Consider the following 21,538-nt stretch of genomic DNA (forward strand, 5'->3'; position numbering starts at 1 on the left):
GTGCGCTGATGCGGGCGGGGGAGCCCGGCGCGGATAACCTTGAGCTGATGAGTGTCAAGGCCCAGCAGTACGCCGCGGAGGTGCTGCGGCGCGAGCAGATCACGCCCCACCTCGTACGCCTGGTGCTCGGCGGTCCCGGGCTGGCCGGGTTCGAGTCGACCGGGATCCCGGACGAGTGGGTCGGGCTGATCGTGCCGGGACAGTTCCAGTCGCGCTACTACACCGTGCGGTCCTGGCAGGACGGCGAGCTGACCCTCGACGTCGTCGTCCACGACGTCGGCCTGGTGACCGAGTGGGCGACCCGTCTCGACCCGGTGGGGCAGACGGTCACGATCACCGAGCCCAAGGGCTCCTACGCCGTGCCCGACGGGGCCGAGTGGCTGCTGCTGGTCGGCGACCTGACCGCGATGCCGGCGATGGCGCGGATCGCCGAGACCACCGACCTGCCGACGCGGATCTGGGCCGAGGTGCCCGACGACCTGCCCGGCTACCTCCCCGACTCCGCCGAGGTCACCTGGTCGGCGCCGCCCTCGGAGACCTCCTCCGACCTGGCCGCGGCCGTGGAGAAGATCGAGTGGCCCGCCGGCGACGGCTACTTCTGGATGGCCGGTGAGTCGAGCCAGATGCGGGCGATCCGCAAGCATCTGATGCGGGAGCGGAAGCTCGACTCCCACGCCTACGACGTGATGGGCTACTGGCGCGGAGGCGGCCAGAAGCGACAGCCACGCGCGGTCGATCCCGGACCGGTGTGGCGCGAGGGCAAGGCCCAGGGGCTCACCGACGAGCAGATCTGGCAGCGATACGACCAGCAGCAGGAGCAGCAGTGACCGAGCCGGAGATCCAGCCAGCCTTCCGGAGCGGCTTCGTGTCGTTCGTCGGACGTCCCAACGCGGGCAAGTCCACCCTGACCAACGCACTGGTCGGCACCAAGGTGGCGATCACCTCCGACAAGCCGCAGACGACGCGCACCGTGGTCAAGGGCATCGTCCACCGCCCCGACGGCCAGCTGATCCTGGTCGACACCCCCGGCATCCACCGGCCGCGTACGCTGCTCGGCGAGCGGCTCAACGACCTCGTCGAGGCCACCTGGACCGAGGTCGACGTGGTCGCGATCTGCTTCCCGTGCAACGAGAAGATCGGCCCCGGTGACCGCCGGATCGCGGAGAACGCCAACAAGCTCAAGAAGGGCATCAAGCGGGTCGCGGTCGCCACCAAGACCGACCTCGCCACCCCCGAGCAGATCGGCGAGCACCTGATGTCGATCCAGGCGCTGGGGCAGGACCTGGGGATCGAGTGGGCCGAGATCGTCCCCGTCTCCAGCGTCGGCGGGGACCAGGTCGACCTCCTCGCCGAGCTCCTCATCAACCTCCTCCCCGAGGGCCCGCCGCTCTATCCGGACGGCGAGCTCACCGACTCTCCCGAGGAGATCATCGTCTCCGAGCTGATTCGCGAGGCAGCTCTCGAGGGCGTACGCGACGAGCTCCCGCACTCCATCGCGGTCGTCGTCGAGGAGATGCGCCTGCGTGAGGACCGCCCGGAGAACAAGCCGCTGATGGACATCCACGCCTTCCTCTACGTCGAGCGCGACTCCCAGAAGGGCATCGTGATCGGCCACAAGGGCTCCCGGCTCAAGGACGTCGGCCAGCGCGCCCGTCTGCAGATCAAGGAGCTGCTCGGGATGCCGGTCTACCTCGACCTGCACGTCAAGATCGCCAAGGACTGGCAGCGGGACCCGCGGCAGCTGCGCAAGCTCGGCTTCTGAGGCTCAGCTGGGCGCCCAGCAGATCCCGTAGGTCTGCCCGCCCTGCCACTGCTCGGCGCTCGGGAACTCCCAGGACCACTCGTACTTGAGCGGGTCGTCGGCGACCTCGGCGGCAGCGGCCTTGCAGTCCTCGGCGCCGGCGCTGTTGACCTTCGACTCGCCGGGGTACTTGCCGGAGCCGAGGTCGATGACCGACAGCGCCCGCCAGGAGTGCTTGAGGGAGCACGGGACGCGCTTGAAGGAGTCGGACTTCGGCGAGGCCGTGCCGCACATCCGGAACGGCTCGGCGGTGTCGGAGTCGCCCAGGACGCCCTTCATGTTGCCCTTGAGGGTCATCAGGGCCTTAGGGCCGGCGATGCCGATGACGTCGCAGCGGAACCAGTTGGCGCCCGCCTCGGACTCCTTGATCGTCGGCGTGAACCAGACCGGGCGCAGCATCGAGAGGCGCAGGTCGTCGGCGTCGCCACCGAGATACTTGGTGACCTTGTTGGGGCACGCCTCCGCGACCTGGGCCGCGACCTGCTCGGAGTCGACCGCGACCAGGTGGCCGTCGACGACGTTCCTCAGCCGGCCCACGGCGTAGGTCTGGGTGGTGTGCTTGCCCTTGCAGGAGACGGCGGTGCCACCGGCGGTCGGAGCCAGCGCCTCCTCGTAGGTGAGGTTGTAGCAGGCGCCCTCCTTGGGGGACGGCGCTGCCGAGGCCGACGGGGACGGCGGGGCCGACGATGCCGATGGCGCGGCCTCGGGCTCACCGCCACCACACCCGGCGAGAGCCAAGGCTCCGACGACGACGAGAGCCCCCCACAGCCGCTGCTTCGGGCTCCGCTTCAGCAGGTCAGAACGCATGCTCACTCCTCGGTCACCGCCCAGCAGACCGCCCAGCGGTTGCCGGCGTTCCACTCCTTCTCTCCGAACCATGTGTACCCGTAGTCGAAGCTTTCCGGGTAACCCAACCAGGCCTGGACCGAGCCCTTGCAGTACTGCGCGGCCTTCTTTTTGGACCCCGCCACGCCGAGGAACTTGGTCTTGTCCTCGCCCAGCTTGATGGTCGTGACCGCACGCATCTGGTGAGGCTCGGAGCAGGGCACCTTCGCGGAGGTGACCGTCTTGCCCTGCGCGCACACCATCCAGCGGTCCTCGATGTCCTCGATGTTCTTGACCTTGAGGAGGTTGCGGGTGGTGGTCGGCAGGTCGACGTACTCGGCGCCCTGCTGGCCGCCGCCGACCACGTCGCAGCGGATCCAGCGCGCGCCCTCGTCCCAGGCCTTCTCCGAGGGGCCGAAGTAGACGTGGGAGAGCATCGAGCGCATCAGCACGCTCTGGTTGGTGCCGACGTACTTCTCCAGCAGCTTGCGGCACTGGCTGAAGGCCCACTCGTTGACCTTCTCGTCGCCGTACTCGGCGTCCTTGAACTCGTCCGGGAGCGGTCCGGCGCCGAAGGTCTCGGCGTTGTGCGGCTCGTCGCAGGCGACGTACTTGTCGAAGTTGTAGGCCTCGGCGACGTCCTCGTGGGAGAGGTTGCGGCACTTGCCGACCTCGGGCAGCGCGGTCGAGTCCACCTGCTTCGGGTCCTCGCCCTTGGCGGCCGCCCGATCGCCGCCGCACCCGCTGAGCGCGAGGGCGGCGAGCACCACGATCACGAAGGACAAGGAGGTCGTACGTCCAGGGGTATGGCCGATCACGGGGATCGACTCTACTGGCGAATCCTGAGCGGGCCGAAAGGACAGATCAGTCCAGGACCGCAGCCAGCGTCGCGCCCAGCTCGTACGCCGCCTCGACATGGGCGTCCTCGACGTCGCCCAGGACGTCGAGGATGTCGAAGGCCTGGGCCCAGCCCAGCGCGCCGACGATGGACTGCACCGAGCGGATCGCGCCGGTGGTGTCGTAGCGGCCGTGGACGTAGAGGCCGTAGGGCCGTTTGGAGGTCGCACCGGCAGACTCTCCGGCTGCTCCGGAGGGGTCGAGGGCACCCCCGACGGCCAGGAAGGTCGAGTCGAAGAAGTGCTTGAGGGCACCCGACATGTAGCCGAAGTTGGCGCTCGTGCCGAGCACGTAGCCGTCGGCGGCGAGGACGTCCTCGGCCGTGGCCTCCAGCGCGGGACGGACGAGGACCTCGACGCCCTCGATCTCGGGGTCGTTGGCGCCGGAGACGACCGCATCGGTCAGCCGCTGCAGCGACCGGGTGGGGGAGTGGTGGACGACGAGCAGGCGCGGCATCAGCCGGCTGCCAGACGGCGGCCGGTGACCTCCTTGGGGTGCAGCCGCACCCACAACGGACGAGGTCCCGCCGGCCAGGTGTGGAGATCCTTGACGGCGTCGGGGATCTGCTCCTCGCGGTAGAGGATCTCCGCGCGGCCCTTGAACTGCACCGACCAGCCCACGTGGGTGTCGGGGTCGAGCTCGTCGACCAGCAGCGCCACGGCGCTCTCGTCGATCTGCTCGGCCATCGAGGAGTGGGCCGAGGTGCGGATCCAGACCGACTGCTCGTGCACGAGGTGGTTCACCGGCAGCACCACCGGGCCGCGCGGTCCGGTCCAGCCGATCCGGGAGATCGGGGTGTCCGCCGCGAGCCGCCAGGACTCCTCGACGGTGAGCTCTTCCAGTTGGGCCACGCCCGTTCCTCCCATTCGCCACGATGCCGGTTCAGCCGTTCGGTGTCAGTCTGCCAGTTCTGTTCTGTTATTGTTACCGAGTCATGATGCGCAGCCTCCTCCTTAGCTGCCGCAGCGGGGTCTGAGAAGCCGGACTCCCTCGCTGCGGAGGTTCGACGTGCGCCGGCACTCGCTCCCACCTGATGAGGAATCCGCATGACCAACCTGAGCAACTCCCGCAATCAGCAGAAGCCGTCGGGGATGCCGTTCGAGCGCTACCGCGCGTTCGTGCCCGTCGACGTACCCGACCGCACCTGGCCCGCCAAGAAGATCACCAAGGCTCCGCGGTGGCTCTCCACCGACCTGCGTGACGGCAACCAGGCCCTGATCGACCCGATGACGCCGGCCCGCAAGCTGCGGATGTTCGAGCTGCTCGTCGCGATGGGCTACAAGGAGATCGAGGTCGGCTTCCCGAGCGCGAGCCAGACCGACTTCGACTTCGTGCGCAAGCTGATCGAGGAGGACCGGATCCCCGATGACGTACAGATCTCGGTCCTGACCCAGGCGCGCGAGGACCTCATCTCGCGCACCGCCGAGTCGATCGCCGGCGCCCCGCGCGCCACGATCCACCTCTACAACGCCACCGCCGAGCTGTTCCGCCGGGTCGTGTTCAACGTGACCCCGGCCGAGTGCATCGGGATCGCGGTGCGCGGCACCGAGATGGTGATGAAGTACGCCGAGGAGCACGTCCCCGAGCTGATCGGCACCGAGGACTTCGGCTACCAGTACAGCCCGGAGATCTTCACCCAGACCGACACCGACTACGCGCTGGAGGTCTGTGAGCGGGTGAGCGACGTGTGGCAGCCGGAGGCCGGCCGCGAGATCATCCTCAACCTGCCCGCCACGGTGGAGATGTCCACGCCGAACACCTACGCCGACCAGATCGAGTACTTCGGCCGCGGCCTGACCCGCCGCGAGCACTCCGCCATCTCGCTCCACCCGCACAACGACCGCGGCACCGCGGTCGCGGCCACCGAGCTCGGCCTGATGGCCGGCGCCGACCGCGTCGAGGGCTGCCTGTTCGGTCACGGCGAGCGCACCGGCAACGTCGACCTGGTCACCCTGGGCATGAACCTCTTCTCCCAGGGCATCGACCCGCAGATCGACTTCCGGGTCGGCGGCGGCATCGACGAGATCCGCCGCACCGTCGAGTACGTCACCAACATCAACGTCCACCCGCGCCACCCCTACGCCGGAGACCTGGTCTACACCGCCTTCTCCGGCTCCCACCAGGACGCCATCAAGAAGGGCTTGGAGGACCTCGACCGGATCGCAGCCGAGTCCGGCAAGGACGTCAGCGAGATCCCGTGGGAGGCGCCCTACCTGCCCATCGACCCCAAGGACGTCGGCCGCACCTACGAGGCCGTCATCCGGGTCAACAGCCAGTCCGGCAAGGGCGGCGTCGCCTACCTGCTCAAGACCGAGCACTCCCTGGACCTGCCGCGTCGGGCGCAGATCGAGTTCTCGCGCGTGGTCCAGCAGCACACCGACTCCGAGGGCGGCGAGGTCAGCCCGGAGGAGATCTGGTCGATCTTCTCCGCGGAGTACCTCGAGCGCGAGGAGCCGTACGCCCTGGAGAGCTGGTCCTCGGTGACCGACGCCGAGGGCGGCGACGAGCAGGTCGTCGACCTCCGCGTCCGTGGCGAGGTGCGCACCTACAAGGGCGTCGGCAACGGTCCGGTGGCTGCGTTCGTCGACGCGCTGAAGGAGGCCGGCGCCGAGATCCGGGTCCTCGACTACGCCGAGCACGCTCTCTCGTCGGGCGGCGACGCCAAGGCCGCCGCGTACGTCGAGTGCGAGATCGCCGGCGAGATCGTGTGGGGCATCGGCATCCACGAGAACATCGTCACCGCCTCCCTGCGGGCCGTCGTCTGCGCGGCCAACCGGGCCCAGGCGGTCACGATCCCGCAGCGCTGACGCCGGGCGCCGCTGCGGGGCGACCCGCGGCGGCGCCGCCGCGCAGGCCGATCACCAGGCCGAGCGCGACGACGGCCGTGCCCAGCCAGACCATCGGGCCGGGCACGACATCGTTGAGAGGTACGCCGAGGCCGGCCGCCGCGACCGGCACGACGCCGGTCAGCAGGCCGGCGCGCCCGGAGCCGAGGCGCCCGACCGCGGTGAACCAGAGCAGGAACGCGAGCGTGGTGACGACCACGGCCAGATGGAGCGCTGCGAGCAGATCGACGGTGTCGAGCATGGTGACGGCGGCCGGGCCCTCCGTCGCGACCCCGATGACGGCCATGCCGGCGGCCGCCATCCACACCGAGTGGAACGAGACGCCGAAGGCGCCCAGGCGCCGCAGCACGGGCACCGCCAGGAGCGTGAAGCCCGCCTCGCAGACGAGGACGAGGAGCGCGTAGCCGATGCCCGCCGCATCGGTCCGTCCGAAGCCCTGGACCAGGATCGCTCCCGTCGTCACGACCGTGGCCCCGAGGATCACCGTGCGTGCCGGGAACGTGCGGGTCGCGATCGCCGGGACGACCGCAAGGAGCATCGGGACCGCTGCCACGGCCACCCCGATCACCGCCGGTTCGGCGTGGGCGACGCCGCGGACGACCCCGACGTTGAAGAGCACCAGCCCCACGGCCGCCACCCCGGCGAGCCAGAGCCATTCGGCGCCGCGCGGGCGCGGAACCTGCCAGCCGGTGACGCGGGCGACCGCGAGCAGGAGCAGGGCGGCGAGGGCGTAGCGGACGGACTGGAGGGTGAAGAGCGGGGCATCGGTGATCGCGGCCGAGACCGCGACGCTGCTGCCCACGCAGACCATCCCGGCGGCGGCGAACGCGATGCCGAGCAGGGTGCCGCCATGCGGCGACGCGCCGCCGCGGTCAGTGGTCGTGGTGTCGGGGCGGGGGAGCGCATCGGTGGTCATGACTACGAGGTTCGCGCCGACTTGGTCTGGCAGACAGATCCAAGATCGACATGGCAGAGTGGACCAAGTGACCGGAGCGGACTTCCTCCAGCTCGACCCCGCCGGGGTGCCGCCCGGCGGTCTGGCGGCGTGGCTCACCGGCGCCCTGCGCGACGCGGTGGCCGACGGCCGGCTCGCGGTCGGCGCCCGGGTGCCGGCCTCGCGCACGCTCGCCACCCAGCTCGGCGTCTCGCGCGGGGTGGTCGTCGAGGCGTACCAGCGGCTCACGGACGAGGGACTGCTCTCGGCCCGCAGCGGCGGCGGCACGCGGGTGAGCACGGTCCCCGGAGCCGTACGCCGCCTCGGTGCCGCCACGCGCCTCCCGACGCCCGAGCTGGACCTCTCCCCGGGGGTTCCGGACCTGTCCGCCTTCCCGCGGGCGGCGTGGGCGAAGGCGTCGCGGGAGGTGCTCGCCGAGGTCGGCAGCGCCGAGCTCGGCTACGGCGATCCCCGCGGCGTACCGGCGCTCCGGGAGGCGCTCGCGGTCTGGCTGGGGCGTACGCGTGGCATCACGGTCTCGCCCGACGAGATCCTGGTGGTCAACGGCGTCGCCCAGGGCCTCGTGCTCCTGGCGCGCTGGCTGGAGGAGCGCGGCCGGACCACGATCGGCTTCGAGGAGCCGGGGTCCTACGGCGGCCGGGTGCACCTGCAACGGTGGGGGATGACGACGGTGCCGGTCCCGGTCGACGGCGACGGTCTGGACGTGGCGGCGCTCGACGCCGGCGGGGTCGACGCCGTCGTGGTCACGCCCGCGCACCAGTTCCCGACGGGGGTCGTGCTCTCGCCGCAGCGGCGGCGGGAGCTGGTCGAGTGGGTCCGAGCGGCGCCGGACCGGCTGGTGATCGAGGACGACTACGACGCCGAGCACCGCTACGACCGGCCGCCGGTCTCCGCGGTGAAGGTGCTCGCCCCCGACCGGGTCGTCCACCTCGGCAGCGTGTCCAAGACCCTGGCGCCGGCGATGCGGATCGGCTGGCTGATCGCCCCACCGGGCATGCACGAGGAGCTGGTCGAGACCCGTTACTGGCTAGACCTGGCCAGCCCGGCGCTGCCCCAGATCACCTTGGCGCGGATGCTCACCTCCGGTGCCTTCGAGCGGCACCTGCGGCTGGTCCGGCAGCGACACAAGGCCCGGCGCGACGCCCTGCTCGGGGCGCTCGCCGAGCATCGGCCGGCCGTTCGGGTCCGAGGCGTCGCAGCCGGGCTGCACGTACTGGCGACGCTGCCCGAGGGCATCGACGACGCCGCCGTGGCCGAGGCCGCGCTCGAGGCGGGCATCGCGGTCCACCCGCTGTCCCGGCACCGTCAGGGCGAGGGTCCGCCGGGCCTGGTGATCGGCTACGCGGCGACGACTCCGGACCGCCTCCGAGAGGCCGTCAGGCGGCTGGCGCCGCTGATCACCCGGGAGCCGACGTAGCGGACGAGACCTACTTCCCGAACCGCTCCTGGTCGAGCTTGACCGCGGCGTGCTGGTCCGAGCCGATGTTCTCCCGCAGCTCCTTGGCGGACTCCCGGATAGCGTCGGAGATGATCTCGTGGACCCGCGGGTCGGCCAGGCCCTCGTCGACCAGGCGCAGCACGGTGTCGGCGACGAGACGGACGACGTCGTCGTGGAAGGGGAGGTAGCGCAGCTTCCCGGTCGTCTGGTCCTGGCGGATCAGGTCGATGATGAGCGTGTCGATCTCGGCGCGGTTCTCCTCGATCGCGCTGGAGATGTGCCGGGTGTAGTTGCCGGTCTGGATCACCGCGATCACCTCGTCGAGCACCGCGACCGTGATCGGCTTGCGGATCGCGTTGACGATCGCGCCGGAGAACCTCCCCACCACGTACGCCGAGACCCGGTCGCCGAAGGCACGGTCGGCCGCGCGCATCAGCCTGAGCAGGATGAGCACGATCCGCAGCAGCCGGAAGCCACGGAAGGCCGGGCTGGCGGCGAGCCCGAGCGGGATCATGCCGAGCAGCTCGTACCAGTAGAGCAGCGGGAACTTCCAGCCGAGCCCCGAGCGGACCCAGCGGACGACGAACTCGACCGCGAAGATGCCGCAGACGACGTAGTCGGCGATGACGACCCGGTCGTACCAGACCTGGGAGACGTCCCAGAACGACACCCACACCACGGCCGCCACCGAGACGACGGCGAGCGCCAGCATCAGCCAGTCGACGACGGTGACCGGCGGTCCGGCGGCGGTGCCGGGCTCGCGGTCGTCGTGCGCGGGCTGGGGCGGCGCGGTCGCGATGCCTGGTGAGCTCATGACCGGCACGATAGGAGACGAGCCCACCGATCACGATCACCCACACGCGTCGTTGCCATTGTGTGGCTGCGACGTGAGGTCGGCGGCGCGGTCACTGGGTGCAGGCGACCTTGCCGTCCGGGACCGTGCGGAACGACATCACCCTGCCCAGGAACGGGGTGTAGGAGAAGCGGGGTTGATAGCCGGTGAACTCGCCATCGACCTTCTCGATGCGACGGATCTGCCCGTAGCAGCGGCACACCACGGAGATGTCGTCCGTCGCGCTCAGAGCCCGCTCGAACTCGAACCGGGTCAACGAGTGCCCCACGGCGGCGACCTCGGCGAGCTCGGGGTCATCGGTCTCGATGATCTCGACCAGGTCGCCCTGATAGTCGCCGATCTGGAGGGTCGGGCTGATGAACCAGTGGTTCGTCCGGCCGTCCTCGGTCCAGAGGTTGCTGAACATCGTGAACGACGTCTGCGTCTTGAACCCGAGGTAGGGGAGGCTGCCGTTCACCAGGACGAGCAGAGTCACGACCCACAGCACGCGCGACCCGGTGAACAGCGGGTCGGAGACGGCTATGGCGCGCGGACCCTCGCGGCGTACCACCACGAGCATGGACCGGAAGTAGACGACGACGAGAACCACGAGGCCGAGGAACCACAGACCCACCCGCGCGTAGGTGAAGGCGTCGTCGGACCCGACGGCCCTGGACGCGAGCGTCACGGCGACCACCAGCAGACCCACCGCCGCCGCGCCGCTCGCGACGGTCGCGATCAGGTGGTGCCGCAGCCGGCGAAGGCTGCTGCCGATCAGGTCGCCGGCCGCGGTGGCGACCTCGGGGCTGAGGAACAGGACGTACATCGCGATCGCGATGTAGCTGAACGCCTGGATCGCCGCGATCGGGACCATCGCGAGGGAGAGGTGGAACAGCAGCCCGGTCGGAATCGCGAGGAACCGCGTCCTGCGGAAGGCGAGCAGCAGCCCCAGGCCGATCTCGGTGACCAGGGCGGCGGCCGCCGCCGGAGTCGCGAGCCCTGCCACGACCGCGCTGCCCTGCTCGGCATGGAGGGCGGTGCCGAGCAGGGTGGCTGCGCAACCCACCATCGGGTCGAAGAAGTCGGTGTTGGCCTTCGCGATCCCCGACCACACGTACACGACGACCAAGGCACCGCGGGCCGGGCCCGCGAAGGCCTCGTACGCCGCCGACCGGGTGTCGGCTCGACCGCGTCTGCGCCGCAGCCACGCGATGGCCAGCGCACCGAGCAGGATCAGGTTGATGCAGTCCTCGAGCAGATGATGATTGACCTGGTAGGGCAGGTGTGCCCAGGAATAGGCCAGGTTGAGCACGAGCATCGTCGCGAGCGCCGGGGTGCGGTGGGGAAGGACGATCGTCGCGAGCGTTGCCACCAGGAGCAAACCGAACAGGGCGTCGTGGGGGAAGTACTCATAGGTGAGGAGCTGGATCAGACCCTGTCCCGCCCAGAGCATGGTGAACAGGCTGAGCCGGTCGAAGCTCAGCCCTTGGGTCCGTACGTCGGCCACGGCGAACGTGGACCGGCTGAGCCTGGTCATGGCGGCATTATGATCGGGATTTTCGTCGGCGTGTCGTCATCGCGTCGTTTGACGTCTGCTCCAGGCCGGTGCGGCAGAATGGGACCGTGCCCCTCTACCGCGACGAGGCCATCGTGCTTCGCACCCACAAGCTCGGTGAGGCCGACCGGATCATCACCATGCTCACCCGCCATCACGGACGGGTGCGTGCGGTGGCGAAGGGCGTGCGGCGCACCACCTCGCGGTGGGGTTCGCGGCTGGAGCCGTTCACCCACGTCGACCTGCAGTTCGCCGAGGGGCGCAACCTCGACACGATCACCCAGGCCGAGACGCTGACCCTGTTCCACGCGGGCATCGGGCTCGACTACGACCGCTACACCGCCGGCACCGCGATGCTCGAGACGGCCGACCGGCTGGTGCACGAGGAGGGCGAGCCGGCGCCGCAGCAGTACCTGCTGCTCGTGGGCGGGCTGCGGGTGCTCGCCCAGGGCGACCGGCTTCCCCGGCACGTGCTCGACTCCTACCTGCTCCGATCCCTGGCCGTGGCCGGCTACGCGCCGAGCTTCGAGGCCTGCGCGCGCTGCGGGCTGGAGGGTCCGCACCGGTGGTTCAACGTCTCCATGGGTGGCGCGCTGTGCACGACCTGCCGGGTGCCCGGCTCGGCGACGCCCTCGCCGGAGACGCTGACCCACCTCGGTGCGCTGCTCTCAGGTGACTGGGATACCGTCGGCCGCGCCGAGGACCGGACCAGCAGGCAGGCGAGCGGGTTGGTCGCTGCGTACCTCTCCTGGCATCTGGACCGCAACCTGCGCTCGCTCGAATACGTCGAGAGCTGAGGACACGATGGGCCACTCGCACGGCCACTCGCACGGCGGGCACGACGCCGAGGTGGAGGTCGAGGCGCTGCCGCGGATGGTGCTGACGGTCTCGCTGGTGCTCGTCGCCGTCCTCACTGTCGTCGGGGTCGCGGTCTGGTGGCCCGACAGCGCCGCCGTCGACAAGCTCCAGGGGTCCCAGGAGTTCATCGCCGACGGCGTCGTCTTCGAGACGGCCGAGGTGACCTCGGTCGCCGAGCCGTGCACCGCCGAGGGCACGCCCGAGGGCTGCAACAAGGCCTCCGTGAAGCTCACCAGCGGACCCGACTCCGGCACCGAGCTGGCGGTCGAGATCTCGACCCCGATGGCCCGCTCCGGGCTGGAGGCCGGTGACGAGGTGGAGCTCTCCCGCACCGAGAAGGAGGGGGAGGCGACGTACGCCTTCTTCGACGTCAAGCGCGGGCCGCCGCTGCTCCTGCTCGTCGGTCTCTTCGTGGTCTGCGTCGTCGCCGTCGCGCGGCTGCGCGGGCTGATGGCCGTCCTGGGCCTCGGCTTCGCGGGGGCGGTGGTGTGGCTGTTCCTGCTGCCCGCGCTCCTCTCCGGCGAGCCCGCGGCCTGGGTCGCGCTGGTCTCCTCGGTGCTGATCCTCTACGTCGTGCTCTACACCACCCACGGGCTCTCGGTGCGTACGTCGGTGGCGCTCGCCGGCACGCTCGCCGGCGTCGCGGTGACCGCGCTGATCGGCACCCTCGCGATCGGCGGGAGCCGGCTCAGCGGGCTGGGCTCGGAGAGCGGTCAGACGCTCTCCTCGCTCGACGCCGCGCTCGACCTGCAGAGCCTCCTGGTCGCCGCGGTGATCATCGCCGGCCTCGGTGCGCTCAACGACGTCACCATCACCCAGGCGTCCGCGGTGTGGGAGCTGCGTGCCGCCGGACCGTCCACCTCGCGCTGGGACATCTTCCGCGGTGCGATGCGGATCGGCCGCGACCACGTCGCCTCGACGATCTACACGATCGTGTTCGCCTACGTCGGCACCGCGCTGACCCTGCTGCTGGTGATCCAGCTCTACGACCGCACGTTCTTCTCGCTGCTGACCACCGAGCAGATGGCCGGCGAGATCGTCTCCACGATGGCCGCGGGCATCGGCGTGGTGCTCGCCATGCCGATCACCACGATCATCGGCGCGCTGGCCGTCCCCGGCCCGGCCGGGAACCCTGCGGAGATGGAGTACGACGCGCCCCGGCGCCCGATGGTCCCGCCCAGGCCGCCGCAGCAGCCCAGGCCGCCTCAGCAGCCCAGGCCGCAGCCGCCCGCCGGCTATCCGCCGACTAGGGTGGGGCCTCGTGAGCAAGCCGGTCCGTACCCCAACACCCCACCCGTCCGGGGCTACCCCGCCCCCGGTCCCCAAGGACCTCGTCCCGGAGCACGTGGCGATCATCATGGACGGCAACGGCCGATGGGCCAAGGAGCGTGGCCTCCCCCGGACCAGGGGCCACGAAGAGGGTGAGTCCTCGCTCTTCGACGTCGTCGAAGGGGCCATCGAGATCGGCGTGAAGGCCATCTCCGCCTACGCGTTCTCGACCGAGAACTGGTCGCGCTCGCCCGACGAGGTGAAGTTCCTGATGGGCTTCAACCGCGACGTCATCCGCCGCCGCCGCGACGAGATGAACGAGCTCGGCGTCCGGGTTCGCTGGGCCGGCCGCGCCCCCCGGCTGTGGAAGTCGGTCATCAACGAGCTCAAGGTCGCCGAGGAGATGACGCGCCACAACACGGTGTGCACCCTGACGATGTGCGTCAACTACGGCGGCCGCGCCGAGCTCACCGACGCGATGCGCCGGATGGGGGAGGACGTCGCCGCCGGCCGCCTGCGTGCGGACAAGATCACCGAGAAGACGATCGAGAAGTACCTCTACGTCCCCGAGCTCGCCAACGCCGACCTCATCTGGCGCACCTCCGGTGAGCAGCGGCTGTCCAACTACATGCTCTGGCAGGCCGCCTACTCCGAGTTCGTCTTCACCGACGTGCTCTGGCCCGACGTCGACCGCCGCCACCTGTGGCATGCCATCGAGACGTACGCCTCCCGGGACCGCCGCTACGGCGGTGCCCTTCCCAACCCGGTGGGCTGACGCCGCGGTCTAGCGGCAGTCGGTGCAGGTGCCGAAGATCTCCAGGGTATGGGAGACGTCGGTGAAGCCGTTCTCCTCGGCCATGGTCTTGGTCCAGCGCTCGACGGCGGGGCCCTCGACCTCGACGGTGCGGCCGCAGCCGCGGCAGACCAGGTGATGGTGGTGGGTGTCGGAGCAGCGGCGGTAGATGGTCTCGCCGTCCTCGGAGCGCATCGCGTCGACGGCGCCGGCCTCGGCCAGCGCGGTCAGGGTGCGGTAGACGGTGGCGAGGCCGACGGCGCCGTCGAGACGGGAGTGGATCTCCTGGGCGGAGTGGAAGCCGTCGTACGTCCGTAGCGCCTCGGCCACCGCGAGCCGCTGCTTCGTGGGCCGCAGCGCGCTCTGGGAATCGGCCGCCAACGGGTCAGTGCTCGTCATAGTGCTCTCCCTCCGCGCCGACGTGCGCCGCGTGCCGGTGCCCGTCGTGGATGTAGTCGACGTGGTCGCCGTGCTCGACCGCCACGTGGCCGCACTTCTCGCCGTGATGGTGCGGGTGGGCCTCGTCGACCGGCTTCTCCTCGGGCGAGGTGTCGGGGAACGGGGCCACGAGCGCCCGGTGGCGACGCAGCCAGGCGCCGACGGGCCAGACCAGGAAGAACCCGGCCAGCGCGACCAGCACGATGCTGGGACCGGGCTGGACGTTGGCGCCGGTGCGCGAGAGCGCGGCCGCCAGCACCAGGCCGCCGACCGAGGCGGCCAGCCCGGCACCCATCGCGCCGAGCAGCGTCATCCGGAACGACCGGGTCAACTGCTGCACGATCGCGACCGGCACGACCATGAGCGCGGAGACGAGCAGCAGGCCGACGGTGCGCATCGCGATCACCACGCTCAGGGCGGCGAGCACGGCGACCAGGATCGAGTAGAACCGCACCGGCAGTCCGGCGACCTTGGCGTAGTCGGCGTCCTGGGAGACCGCGAAAAGCTGCGGCGAGAGGCCGACGCAGATCACGATCAGCACGACGGCGAGCGCCATCGTCACGAGCAGGTCGTCGACCGAGATCGTCAGGATCGAGCCGAAGAGGAACTCCTGGAGCCGGGAGGCGCCGGTGCCGGCCAGTCCGGTGACGAAGACGCCGCCGGCGAGCCCGCCGTAGAAGAGCATCGCCAGGGCGACGTCACCCTCGGCGTGGCCGCGCTCGCGTACGACCTCGATGACCACGGCCCCGGCGATGGCGACGACCACCGCGGTCCAGGTCGGTGACGTCTGGGTCCACAGGCCGATCGCGACACCGGTGACGGCGACGTGACCGATGCCGTCGCCCATCAGCGCGAGACGTCGCTGCACGATGTAGGTGCCGACCGCGGGAGCCGCGATCCCGACGAGGAACGCCGCGATCAGCGCCCGCTGCATGAACGGGACCGAGAAGAGCTCGAGAAGAGTCATGGCCTAGAGCTCCTTCAGCGGGGTCGGGACGGCGGCGTTGGGCTTGGGAGCCGAGGCGTCGTCGCAGTGGACGTGGCCGGCGTCGAAGCCCTGGGCGTGCACGTCGGCGTCGGAGAGGGGAGGGCCGTCGTAGGCCTTGCGCCCGTCACGCATGACGACGGCGCGGTCGACCAGCGGCGCCAGCGGCCCGAGCTCGTGGGCGACCAGCACGATCGTGGCGCCGTCGGCCTTGAGCCGGCCGAGCGCCCCGGCCAGGGCGTGCTGGTTGGGCAGGTCGACCCCGGCGGTGGGCTCGTCGAGCAGGAGCAGCTCGGGGCGACCGGCGAGCGCCCGCGCGATCAGCACCCGCTGGTGCTGACCTCCGGAGAGCTGGGCGACCCCGCGGTGGGCGTACGCATCCATCCCGACCACCTCGAGGGCGGCCCGGATCGCGGCCCGGTCGGCGCTGCGCAGCGGCCGCAGCAGCTTGCGATGGGTGAGCCGGCCGGAGGCGACGACCTCCCACACCGAGGCCGGTACGCCGCCGGTGGCCGTGCTCCGCTGCGGCACGTAGCCGACCCGTGACCAGTCGTGGAAGCCGGCCAGGGCGCGGCCGAAGAGCTCCAGGCGACCGGCCGAGAGCGGGTTGAGGCCGACCAGGGTGCGTACGAGCGTGGACTTGCCGGAGCCGTTGGCCCCCATCAGCGCGACGAACTCACCGCGCTTGACGGTGAGGTCCACCTCGCGCAGGACGGGGCGTCCGGACAGCGCGACATCCCCGCGCAGGAGCTGCACGGGGACATCGGCGGGGACGGTGCTGTTTCCGGAGCCGTTCCCGGGCTTGGTCACTGACAACCGTTGGCCGCCTTCAGGGCGTCGAGGTTCTGGCGCATGAGGGAAAGGTAGTCCTCTCCCTCGGTGTCTGCCGAGAGGCCCTCGATCGGGTCGAGCACGGCGGTCTTCAGACCGAGGTCGTCGGCGAGGGTGTCGGCGAGCGCCGTGCTGACCAGGCGCTCGGAGAAGATCGTGGTGACGCCGTGCTCCTTGGCGTGCTCGCCGATCTCGGCGAGCTGGGCCGGGTTGGGCTCGGCGTCGGGGGTCAGGCCGGCGATCGGCTCGAACTCCAGACCGTACTTGTCCAGGTAGCCGAAGGCGTCGTGGGAGACGACGACGTCCTTGATCCTGCACTGCGCCAGGCCGGTCTTGAACTCCTCGTCGACCGCGGTCAGGTCCTCGGTCAGGTCCTTCGCGTTAGCCGCGTAGGTCTCGGCGTTGTCGGGGTCGGCCTTCGCCAGCGCGGCGCTGACGGCCTCGGCGTAGTCGGCCATGAGCGCCGGGTCGTGCCAGAAGTGGGGGTCGAGCTCGCCGTGGTCGTGGGCGTCCTCGCTCTCCTCGGCGTGAGCGTCCTCGCTCTCCTCGGTGTGGGCTTCCTCCTCCTCGTGGCCGTGCTCGTCCTCGCCGCCCTCGGCGGGGCGGAGCTCGACGGTCTTCTCGACGTCGACCACGGTGCCCTTGACGTCCTGCTCGATCGCGTCGTCGACGGCGGGCTGGAAGCCGTGCTCGGTGAGGATCACGTCGGCACTCTGCAGCGCGGCGGTCTGGTTGATGCTCAGCTCGAGGTCGTGGGGCTCGACGCCCGGCTTGGTGAGGCCGGTGACGTCGACGAGGTCACCCCCGACCCGCTCCGCGACGAACTGCAGCGGGTAGAACGCGGCCGCGACCTCGACCTTCCCCGAGTCGGAGCCGGCGGAACCGGAGTCGTCGGAGAGGGCGGCACAGCCGGAGGTGAGCAGGAGCGCGCCGGCAGCAAGGAGCCCGGCGGAGCGGATAGTGGGGGCCATGAGAACCATTCTCAGGTCAGTTGAGAATGGTTGTCAATTCCTTCCGGGATGCCGAAGAGCAGGGGTACGCCGGTCACGCGGGGGAGGTCGATGCGGTTGCACCGCTCGGCCAGGCCCGGATCGCCGGGCCAGGAGCCGATGATCAGCCCGTCGGGCTCGTGGCCGCGGGCGCGGAGCGCGGCCACGGTCAGCTCGGTGTGGTTGAGGGTGCCCAGCCCGGCGGCGGTGACAACCACGAACGACGTCGGTGTGCCGCCGACGAGGAGCGCGTCGGCCAGGTCCAGGAGCGTGCCGCCGTCGGTGTCCAGGCGCACCAACAGGCCACCGGCGCCCTCGACGAGGACGAGATCGTTGTCCCTGGTCAGGGCCGAGATCGTCGGAGCGTACGCAACGACCGGCGGGATCTCCACCCCGGCCCGCCGGGCCGCGGTGTCGGGCGCGAGCGGCTCCCCGAGCCTGGTCAGCTCGTGGACCTCGATCCCGGTCAGCCGCTGGATCTCGGCCGCGTCGCAGTCGCCGTCGTCGGTGCCGGTCTGGACCGGCTTGACGACCGTGACCTTCTCGCCGTTCGTGCGCGCCCGGGAGGCCAGCGTCGCGGTCGCGACGGTCTTGCCGACGCCGGTGCTGGTGCCGGTGACGATCACCACCCGTCCCCTCGGTGCGTTCATCGCGCCTCACCCACGACCGTGTCGATGGCCTTGACCGCCCGGTCCCAGTCCTCGTCGGTGACCCCCGCACCGGCGGTGACCCGGAGCCGGGAGACTCCGTCGGGGACCGACGGCGGACGGAAGCAGCCGACACGTACGCCCTCGGTGAGCAGGTCCGCCTGCGCGGCCACCGCCGCCTCGGGCGACGGCATCGGCACCGACAGCACCGCGCCGGCAGGGGACGCGACCCCCAGGGTCCGCGCCAACCCGGTGACACGGGCGCGGATGGTCCCGGCCAGATCCGGGCGCGACCGCGCCACCCGCGCCGCGGCCAGCGCCGCGGCCGCGGAGGCGGGAGCCAGGCCGGTGTCGAAGATGAACGGCCGGGCGGTGTTGACCAGATGGTCGAGGACCGCCCGCGGGCCCAGTACCGCCCCGCCCTGGCTGCCCAGGCTCTTGGAGAGCGTCGCGGTGACCAGCACCTCGGGGCGCCCGGCGAGGCCGTGGCGGTGGACGAGGCCGGGCCCGTGCACGCCGACGCCGTGGGCCTCGTCGACGACCAGCAGGGCGTCGTACGCCGCGCACACCTCGGCGAGCTGGACCAGCGGAGCCTCGTCGCCGAGCACCGAGTAGACCGACTCGGCGAGCACGAGGGTGCGGACGCCGGGCCGGGCCGCCAGCGCCGCGTGCACCGCGGCCACGTTGTTGTGCGGCACGACCGTGAGCTGGGCCCGGGAGAGCCGGACGGCATCGATCAGCGAGGCATGGATGTGGGCGTCGGAGATGACGTGGGCGGTCCGGTCGGCGAGGGCGCTGACGACCGAGAGGTTGGCGTGATAGCCGCTCGAGAAGGTCAGTGCCCCCGGCTGGCCCAGCCAGTCGGCGAGCTCGGCCTCGAGCTCGCCGTGCAGCGTCAGGGTGCCCGTGACCAGCCGGGACGCACCCGCGCCACCGCCCCAGAGCATCGCCGCGTCGGCCGCGGCGCAGCGTACCTCGGGGTGGCGGGAGAGACCCAGGTAGTCGTTGCCGGCCAGGTCGACACTCTGCGCATTCGAGGTGGCGTCATGAGGGCCGCGCGGCCGCAGCCGCCGGGTCAGCCCGGCCTCCTCGCGTGCGGTGGCCGCGGTGTCCAGCCAGGTCTGCCAGCTCATCTCAGGCCACCTCCGCGGCGGCCGCGACGGCTCGGCAGATGCGGGCGAGGTCGTCCTCGCCGGTGACGTAGGGCGGCATCGTGTAGAGCAGGTCGCGGAACGGCCGGATCCAGACGCCCTCGCGCAGTGCGGCGTCGGTCGCCTTCGCGACGTCGACCGCGTGGTCGAGCTGGACCACGCCGATGGCGCCGAGGACGCGTACGTCCCTGACGCCCGGCTGCCCGGCGAGCGGGGAGAGGCCCGCCGAGAGTGCGCCGGAGACCCGCGCCACGTCCTGCTGCCAGCCCCGAGCCGCCAGCAGGTCGAGCGAGGCCAGCGCCACCGCGCAGGCGAGCGGGTTGCCCATGAAGGTCGGCCCGTGCATCAGCACGCCCGACTCGCTCCGGGAGATCGCGTGCGCGACCGCGGAGGTGGTCAGCACCGCGGCCAGGGTCATGTAACCCCCGGTGAGCGCCTTGCCGAGGCAGAGGATGTCGGGCGTGACCTGCGAGGACACGAACAGATCCCCGGTGCGGCCGAACCCGGTGGCGATCTCGTCGAAGATCAGCACCAGCCCGTGCTCGTCGGCGATCTCGCGGAGCACGACGAGGCAGCGGTCGTCGTAGACCCACATCCCGCCGGCGCCCTGGAGGCGTGGCTCGAGGATGATCCCGGCCAGCTCGTCGGCGTGGTCGGCTGCCAGGCGGCGTACGCCCTCAGCCCATGCCTCCACGTCGCCACCAGGCGCCGGCGGCCGCTCGGCGAAGACCTGCGGAGCGAGCATCTCGGTGAACATCGAGTGCATCCCGCCGACCGGGTCGCAGGTGCTCATGCAGCCGAAGGTGTCGCCGTGGTAGCCGCCGCGTACGGTCAGCAGCCGGGTACGCTCCGGCCGCCCGCGGCCGCGCTGGGACTGCAGCGCCATCTTGATCGCGACCTCGACGCTCACCGACCCGGAGTCGGCGAGGAAGACGTGCTGCAGCGGCTCGGGGGTGATGGAGACGAGCCGCTGGGCGAGGTCGATCGCGGGGGCGTGGGTCAGGCCGCCGAACATCACGTGCGCCATCCGGCCGGCCTGCTCGGCGAGCGCGGCGTCGAGCTCGGGCACCCGGTAGCCGTGGATCGCCGACCACCACGACGACATCGCGTCGACGACCTCGATCCGCTCGCCGTCGTGGTCGGAGAGGTGGAGGCGTACGCCCTCGGCGCCGGTGACGAGGCGCACCGGCGCCGGGTCGGTCATCGAGGTGTAGGGGTGCCAGAGGTGCTCGCGGTCGAAGGCGAGCAGCTCGGTGCCCCGGTCAAGCGTTGGCAGCGACATCGGTCCCCGCTCCACGACGCCGGATCACCGGGCGCTCCTGCTCGTCGTGACCACCGCAGGCGGTGCCGCAGCCGTCGCCGCAGCTGCTGCCGCAACCACCGGTGACCCGGGCGGGGGCCTTGGCGCGGTGCTCCTCGATCAGCTCGGCGAACCCGCTCTCGTCCATGCCGAGGATGATGAAGCCGTTGTCGCGCAGCATCTCCAGGTCGGCCAGCGCGTCCTGCCCCTCGGAGGTCAGGTAGTCGCCGAGGAAGATCGAGTTGGCGACGTGCAGCGCGGTGGCCTGCAGCGAGCGCAGGTGCATCTCGCGCCCGCCCGCGATCCGGATCTCCTTGTCCGGGCAGACGAACCGCGCCATCGCCAGGATCTTCACGCAGCGCGTGGGGGAGAGCTCCCAGGTGTTCTCGTACGGCGTCCCGTCGAAGGGCATCAGGAAGTTCACCGGGATCGAGTCGGCGTCGAGCTCCTTGAGCGCGAAGAGCGCCTCGACGAGCTGCTCGTCGGTCTCGCCCAGGCCCGCGATCAGGCCGGAGCACGGCGAGAGGCCGGCGTCCTTGGCCTTGCCGATGGTGTCGACGCGGTCCTCGTAGGTGTGGGTCTGGACGATGTTGTCGTGGTTGGACTCGGCGGTGTTGATGTTGTGGTTGTACGCATCCACCCCCGCCGCCTTGAGCCGCTCTGCCTGGCCGCCCTTGAGCAGCCCGAGGCAGGCGCACACCTCGACGCCCTCGTGAGCGTCCTTCAGCGCCGAGGTCATCTCCACGACCTTGTCGATGTCGCGGTCCGAGGGCCCGCGGCCCGAGGAGACCATGCAGACCCTGGTCGCGCCGCCGCGCAGCCCGGCGCCGGCCTGCTCGAGGGTCTCGTCCTTCGACAGCCAGGAGTACTTGAGCACCGGCGCCTGCGACCCGAGCGCCTGGCTGCAGTAGTTGCAGTTCTCCGGGCACAGTCCCGACTTGAGGTTGACCAGGTAGTTCACCTTCACGGTGTTGCCGAAGTGCGCGCGGCGCAGCCGCCCCGCCGCGGCGACGACGCCCATCAGCTCCGTGTCGGAGGTACGCAGCACCGCCAGCGCGTCGTCGGCGGTCGCGGCCCCGCCGGACAGGATCCGGTCGGCTAGCTGGTCGAAGGCTGTCGTCATGCGGG

General features: G+C 71.1%; 21 protein-coding genes and 1 pseudogene. 7 read left to right on the forward strand and 15 right to left on the reverse strand.

Annotated elements, in window-relative coordinates; translation table 11 throughout:
* Positions 1–47: 47 nt before the first annotated feature.
* Both HD557_RS06745 and era read left to right on the forward strand, forming a co-directional pair.
* Positions 48–827 carry a siderophore-interacting protein gene (locus HD557_RS06745; protein WP_231380202.1) on the forward strand — a complete coding sequence of 260 codons (780 nt, stop codon included), beginning with the start codon at positions 48–50 and terminating at the stop codon, positions 825–827.
* The gene (era, locus tag HD557_RS06750; protein WP_196873338.1) at positions 824–1,762 is read left to right on the forward strand and encodes a GTPase Era; all 939 of its coding nucleotides are present in this window, start codon (positions 824–826) and stop codon (positions 1,760–1,762) included. The genes HD557_RS06745 and era overlap by 4 nt, the downstream gene beginning before the upstream one ends.
* Before the next feature lie 3 nt (positions 1,763–1,765).
* Here the strand turns inward: era and HD557_RS06755 are convergent, their stop codons facing one another.
* From HD557_RS06755 to HD557_RS06770, 4 genes are read right to left on the reverse strand one after another with little or no spacing between them, the layout of a single operon-like run.
* Complete coding sequence (locus tag HD557_RS06755) at positions 1,766–2,608, reverse strand: septum formation family protein (RefSeq protein WP_196873339.1); 843 nt, start codon at positions 2,606–2,608, stop codon at positions 1,766–1,768.
* 2 nt (positions 2,609–2,610) lie between these two features.
* On the reverse strand, positions 2,611–3,444 hold the full coding sequence (locus tag HD557_RS06760; RefSeq protein WP_008363776.1) for a septum formation family protein: 834 nt from the start codon (positions 3,442–3,444) through the stop codon (positions 2,611–2,613).
* 46 nt (positions 3,445–3,490) lie between these two features.
* Entirely contained in the window at positions 3,491–3,979 is a 489-nt protein-coding gene (locus HD557_RS06765; protein ID WP_008363777.1) for a flavodoxin family protein, read from the reverse strand.
* Positions 3,979–4,374, reverse strand: a complete 396-nt coding sequence (locus HD557_RS06770; RefSeq protein WP_307785547.1) for a pyridoxamine 5'-phosphate oxidase family protein — start codon at positions 4,372–4,374, stop codon at positions 3,979–3,981. The genes HD557_RS06765 and HD557_RS06770 overlap by 1 nt, the downstream gene beginning before the upstream one ends.
* A gap of 195 nt (positions 4,375–4,569) precedes the next feature.
* On the opposite strand from HD557_RS06770, the gene leuA reads away from it, so the two are divergent.
* Positions 4,570–6,330, forward strand: coding sequence for a 2-isopropylmalate synthase (leuA, locus tag HD557_RS06775; RefSeq protein WP_196873341.1), 1,761 nt, complete (start codon positions 4,570–4,572; stop codon positions 6,328–6,330).
* Here leuA and HD557_RS06780 read toward each other — a convergent pair.
* A complete protein-coding gene (locus HD557_RS06780) occupies positions 6,311–7,285 on the reverse strand; it encodes a DMT family transporter (protein WP_196873342.1) in 975 nt (324 codons plus the stop codon). The two genes, leuA and HD557_RS06780, sit on opposite strands and share 20 nt — an antisense overlap.
* Before the next feature lie 67 nt (positions 7,286–7,352).
* Between HD557_RS06780 and pdxR the strand changes: the two genes are divergently transcribed.
* A complete protein-coding gene (pdxR, locus tag HD557_RS06785; protein WP_307785548.1) occupies positions 7,353–8,741 on the forward strand; it encodes a MocR-like pyridoxine biosynthesis transcription factor PdxR in 1,389 nt (462 codons plus the stop codon).
* Between the two features lie 10 nt (positions 8,742–8,751).
* Here the strand turns inward: pdxR and HD557_RS06790 are convergent, their stop codons facing one another.
* Together HD557_RS06790 and HD557_RS06795 are read right to left on the reverse strand one after the other, a co-directional pair.
* Complete coding sequence (locus HD557_RS06790; protein WP_231380204.1) at positions 8,752–9,576, reverse strand: ion transporter; 825 nt, start codon at positions 9,574–9,576, stop codon at positions 8,752–8,754.
* 91 nt (positions 9,577–9,667) lie between these two features.
* Positions 9,668–11,131, reverse strand: a complete 1,464-nt coding sequence (locus HD557_RS06795) for an HTTM domain-containing protein (RefSeq protein WP_196873345.1) — start codon at positions 11,129–11,131, stop codon at positions 9,668–9,670.
* Between the two features lie 86 nt (positions 11,132–11,217).
* Here HD557_RS06795 and recO point away from each other — a divergent pair, with 86 nt between their 5' ends.
* The 3 genes and pseudogenes from recO to HD557_RS06810 all read left to right on the forward strand — a co-directional run bounded on the left by recO (position 11,218) and on the right by HD557_RS06810 (position 14,051).
* Positions 11,218–11,946, forward strand: coding sequence for a DNA repair protein RecO (gene recO, locus HD557_RS06800; RefSeq protein ID WP_008363785.1), 729 nt, complete (start codon positions 11,218–11,220; stop codon positions 11,944–11,946).
* A 343-nt stretch (positions 11,947–12,289) separates the two neighbouring features.
* Positions 12,290–13,099 (forward strand): annotated as a pseudogene (locus tag HD557_RS06805) (YibE/F family protein); the annotation flags it as partial.
* 169 nt (positions 13,100–13,268) lie between these two features.
* The gene (locus HD557_RS06810; RefSeq protein WP_040757362.1) at positions 13,269–14,051 is read left to right on the forward strand and encodes an isoprenyl transferase; all 783 of its coding nucleotides are present in this window, start codon (positions 13,269–13,271) and stop codon (positions 14,049–14,051) included.
* Positions 14,052–14,060: 9 nt separating this feature from the next.
* Here the strand turns inward: HD557_RS06810 and HD557_RS06815 are convergent, their stop codons facing one another.
* From HD557_RS06815 to bioB, 8 genes are read right to left on the reverse strand one after another with little or no spacing between them, the layout of a single operon-like run.
* On the reverse strand, positions 14,061–14,468 hold the full coding sequence (locus tag HD557_RS06815; protein WP_008363789.1) for a Fur family transcriptional regulator: 408 nt from the start codon (positions 14,466–14,468) through the stop codon (positions 14,061–14,063).
* Positions 14,455–15,474: a metal ABC transporter permease gene (locus tag HD557_RS06820; protein WP_008363792.1), complete on the reverse strand. Its 1,020-nt coding sequence runs from the start codon at positions 15,472–15,474 to the stop codon at positions 14,455–14,457. Before HD557_RS06820 ends, HD557_RS06815 begins: the two co-directional genes overlap by 14 nt.
* 3 nt (positions 15,475–15,477) lie before the next feature.
* Positions 15,478–16,302: a metal ABC transporter ATP-binding protein gene (locus HD557_RS06825; RefSeq protein WP_196873346.1), complete on the reverse strand. Its 825-nt coding sequence runs from the start codon at positions 16,300–16,302 to the stop codon at positions 15,478–15,480.
* Positions 16,299–17,294, reverse strand: a complete 996-nt coding sequence (locus tag HD557_RS06830) for a metal ABC transporter substrate-binding protein (protein WP_196873347.1) — start codon at positions 17,292–17,294, stop codon at positions 16,299–16,301. Before HD557_RS06830 ends, HD557_RS06825 begins: the two co-directional genes overlap by 4 nt.
* 11 nt (positions 17,295–17,305) lie before the next feature.
* Complete coding sequence (gene bioD, locus HD557_RS06835; protein WP_196873348.1) at positions 17,306–17,962, reverse strand: dethiobiotin synthase; 657 nt, start codon at positions 17,960–17,962, stop codon at positions 17,306–17,308.
* Positions 17,959–19,092 (reverse strand): 8-amino-7-oxononanoate synthase, encoded by a 1,134-nt coding sequence (locus HD557_RS06840; RefSeq protein WP_196873349.1) that lies wholly within the window; start codon positions 19,090–19,092, stop codon positions 17,959–17,961. Before HD557_RS06840 ends, bioD begins: the two co-directional genes overlap by 4 nt.
* Position 19,093: 1 nt before the next feature.
* Positions 19,094–20,392 carry an adenosylmethionine--8-amino-7-oxononanoate transaminase gene (gene bioA / locus HD557_RS06845; RefSeq protein WP_196873350.1) on the reverse strand — a complete coding sequence of 433 codons (1,299 nt, stop codon included), beginning with the start codon at positions 20,390–20,392 and terminating at the stop codon, positions 19,094–19,096.
* Positions 20,373–21,533, reverse strand: a complete 1,161-nt coding sequence (gene bioB / locus HD557_RS06850) for a biotin synthase BioB (RefSeq protein ID WP_196873351.1) — start codon at positions 21,531–21,533, stop codon at positions 20,373–20,375. The genes bioA and bioB overlap by 20 nt, the downstream gene beginning before the upstream one ends.
* Positions 21,534–21,538: the final 5 nt, after the last annotated feature.

The sequence above is a fragment of the Nocardioides luteus genome (assembly GCF_015752315.1).
Classification (GTDB): Bacteria; Actinomycetota; Actinomycetes; order Propionibacteriales; family Nocardioidaceae; genus Nocardioides.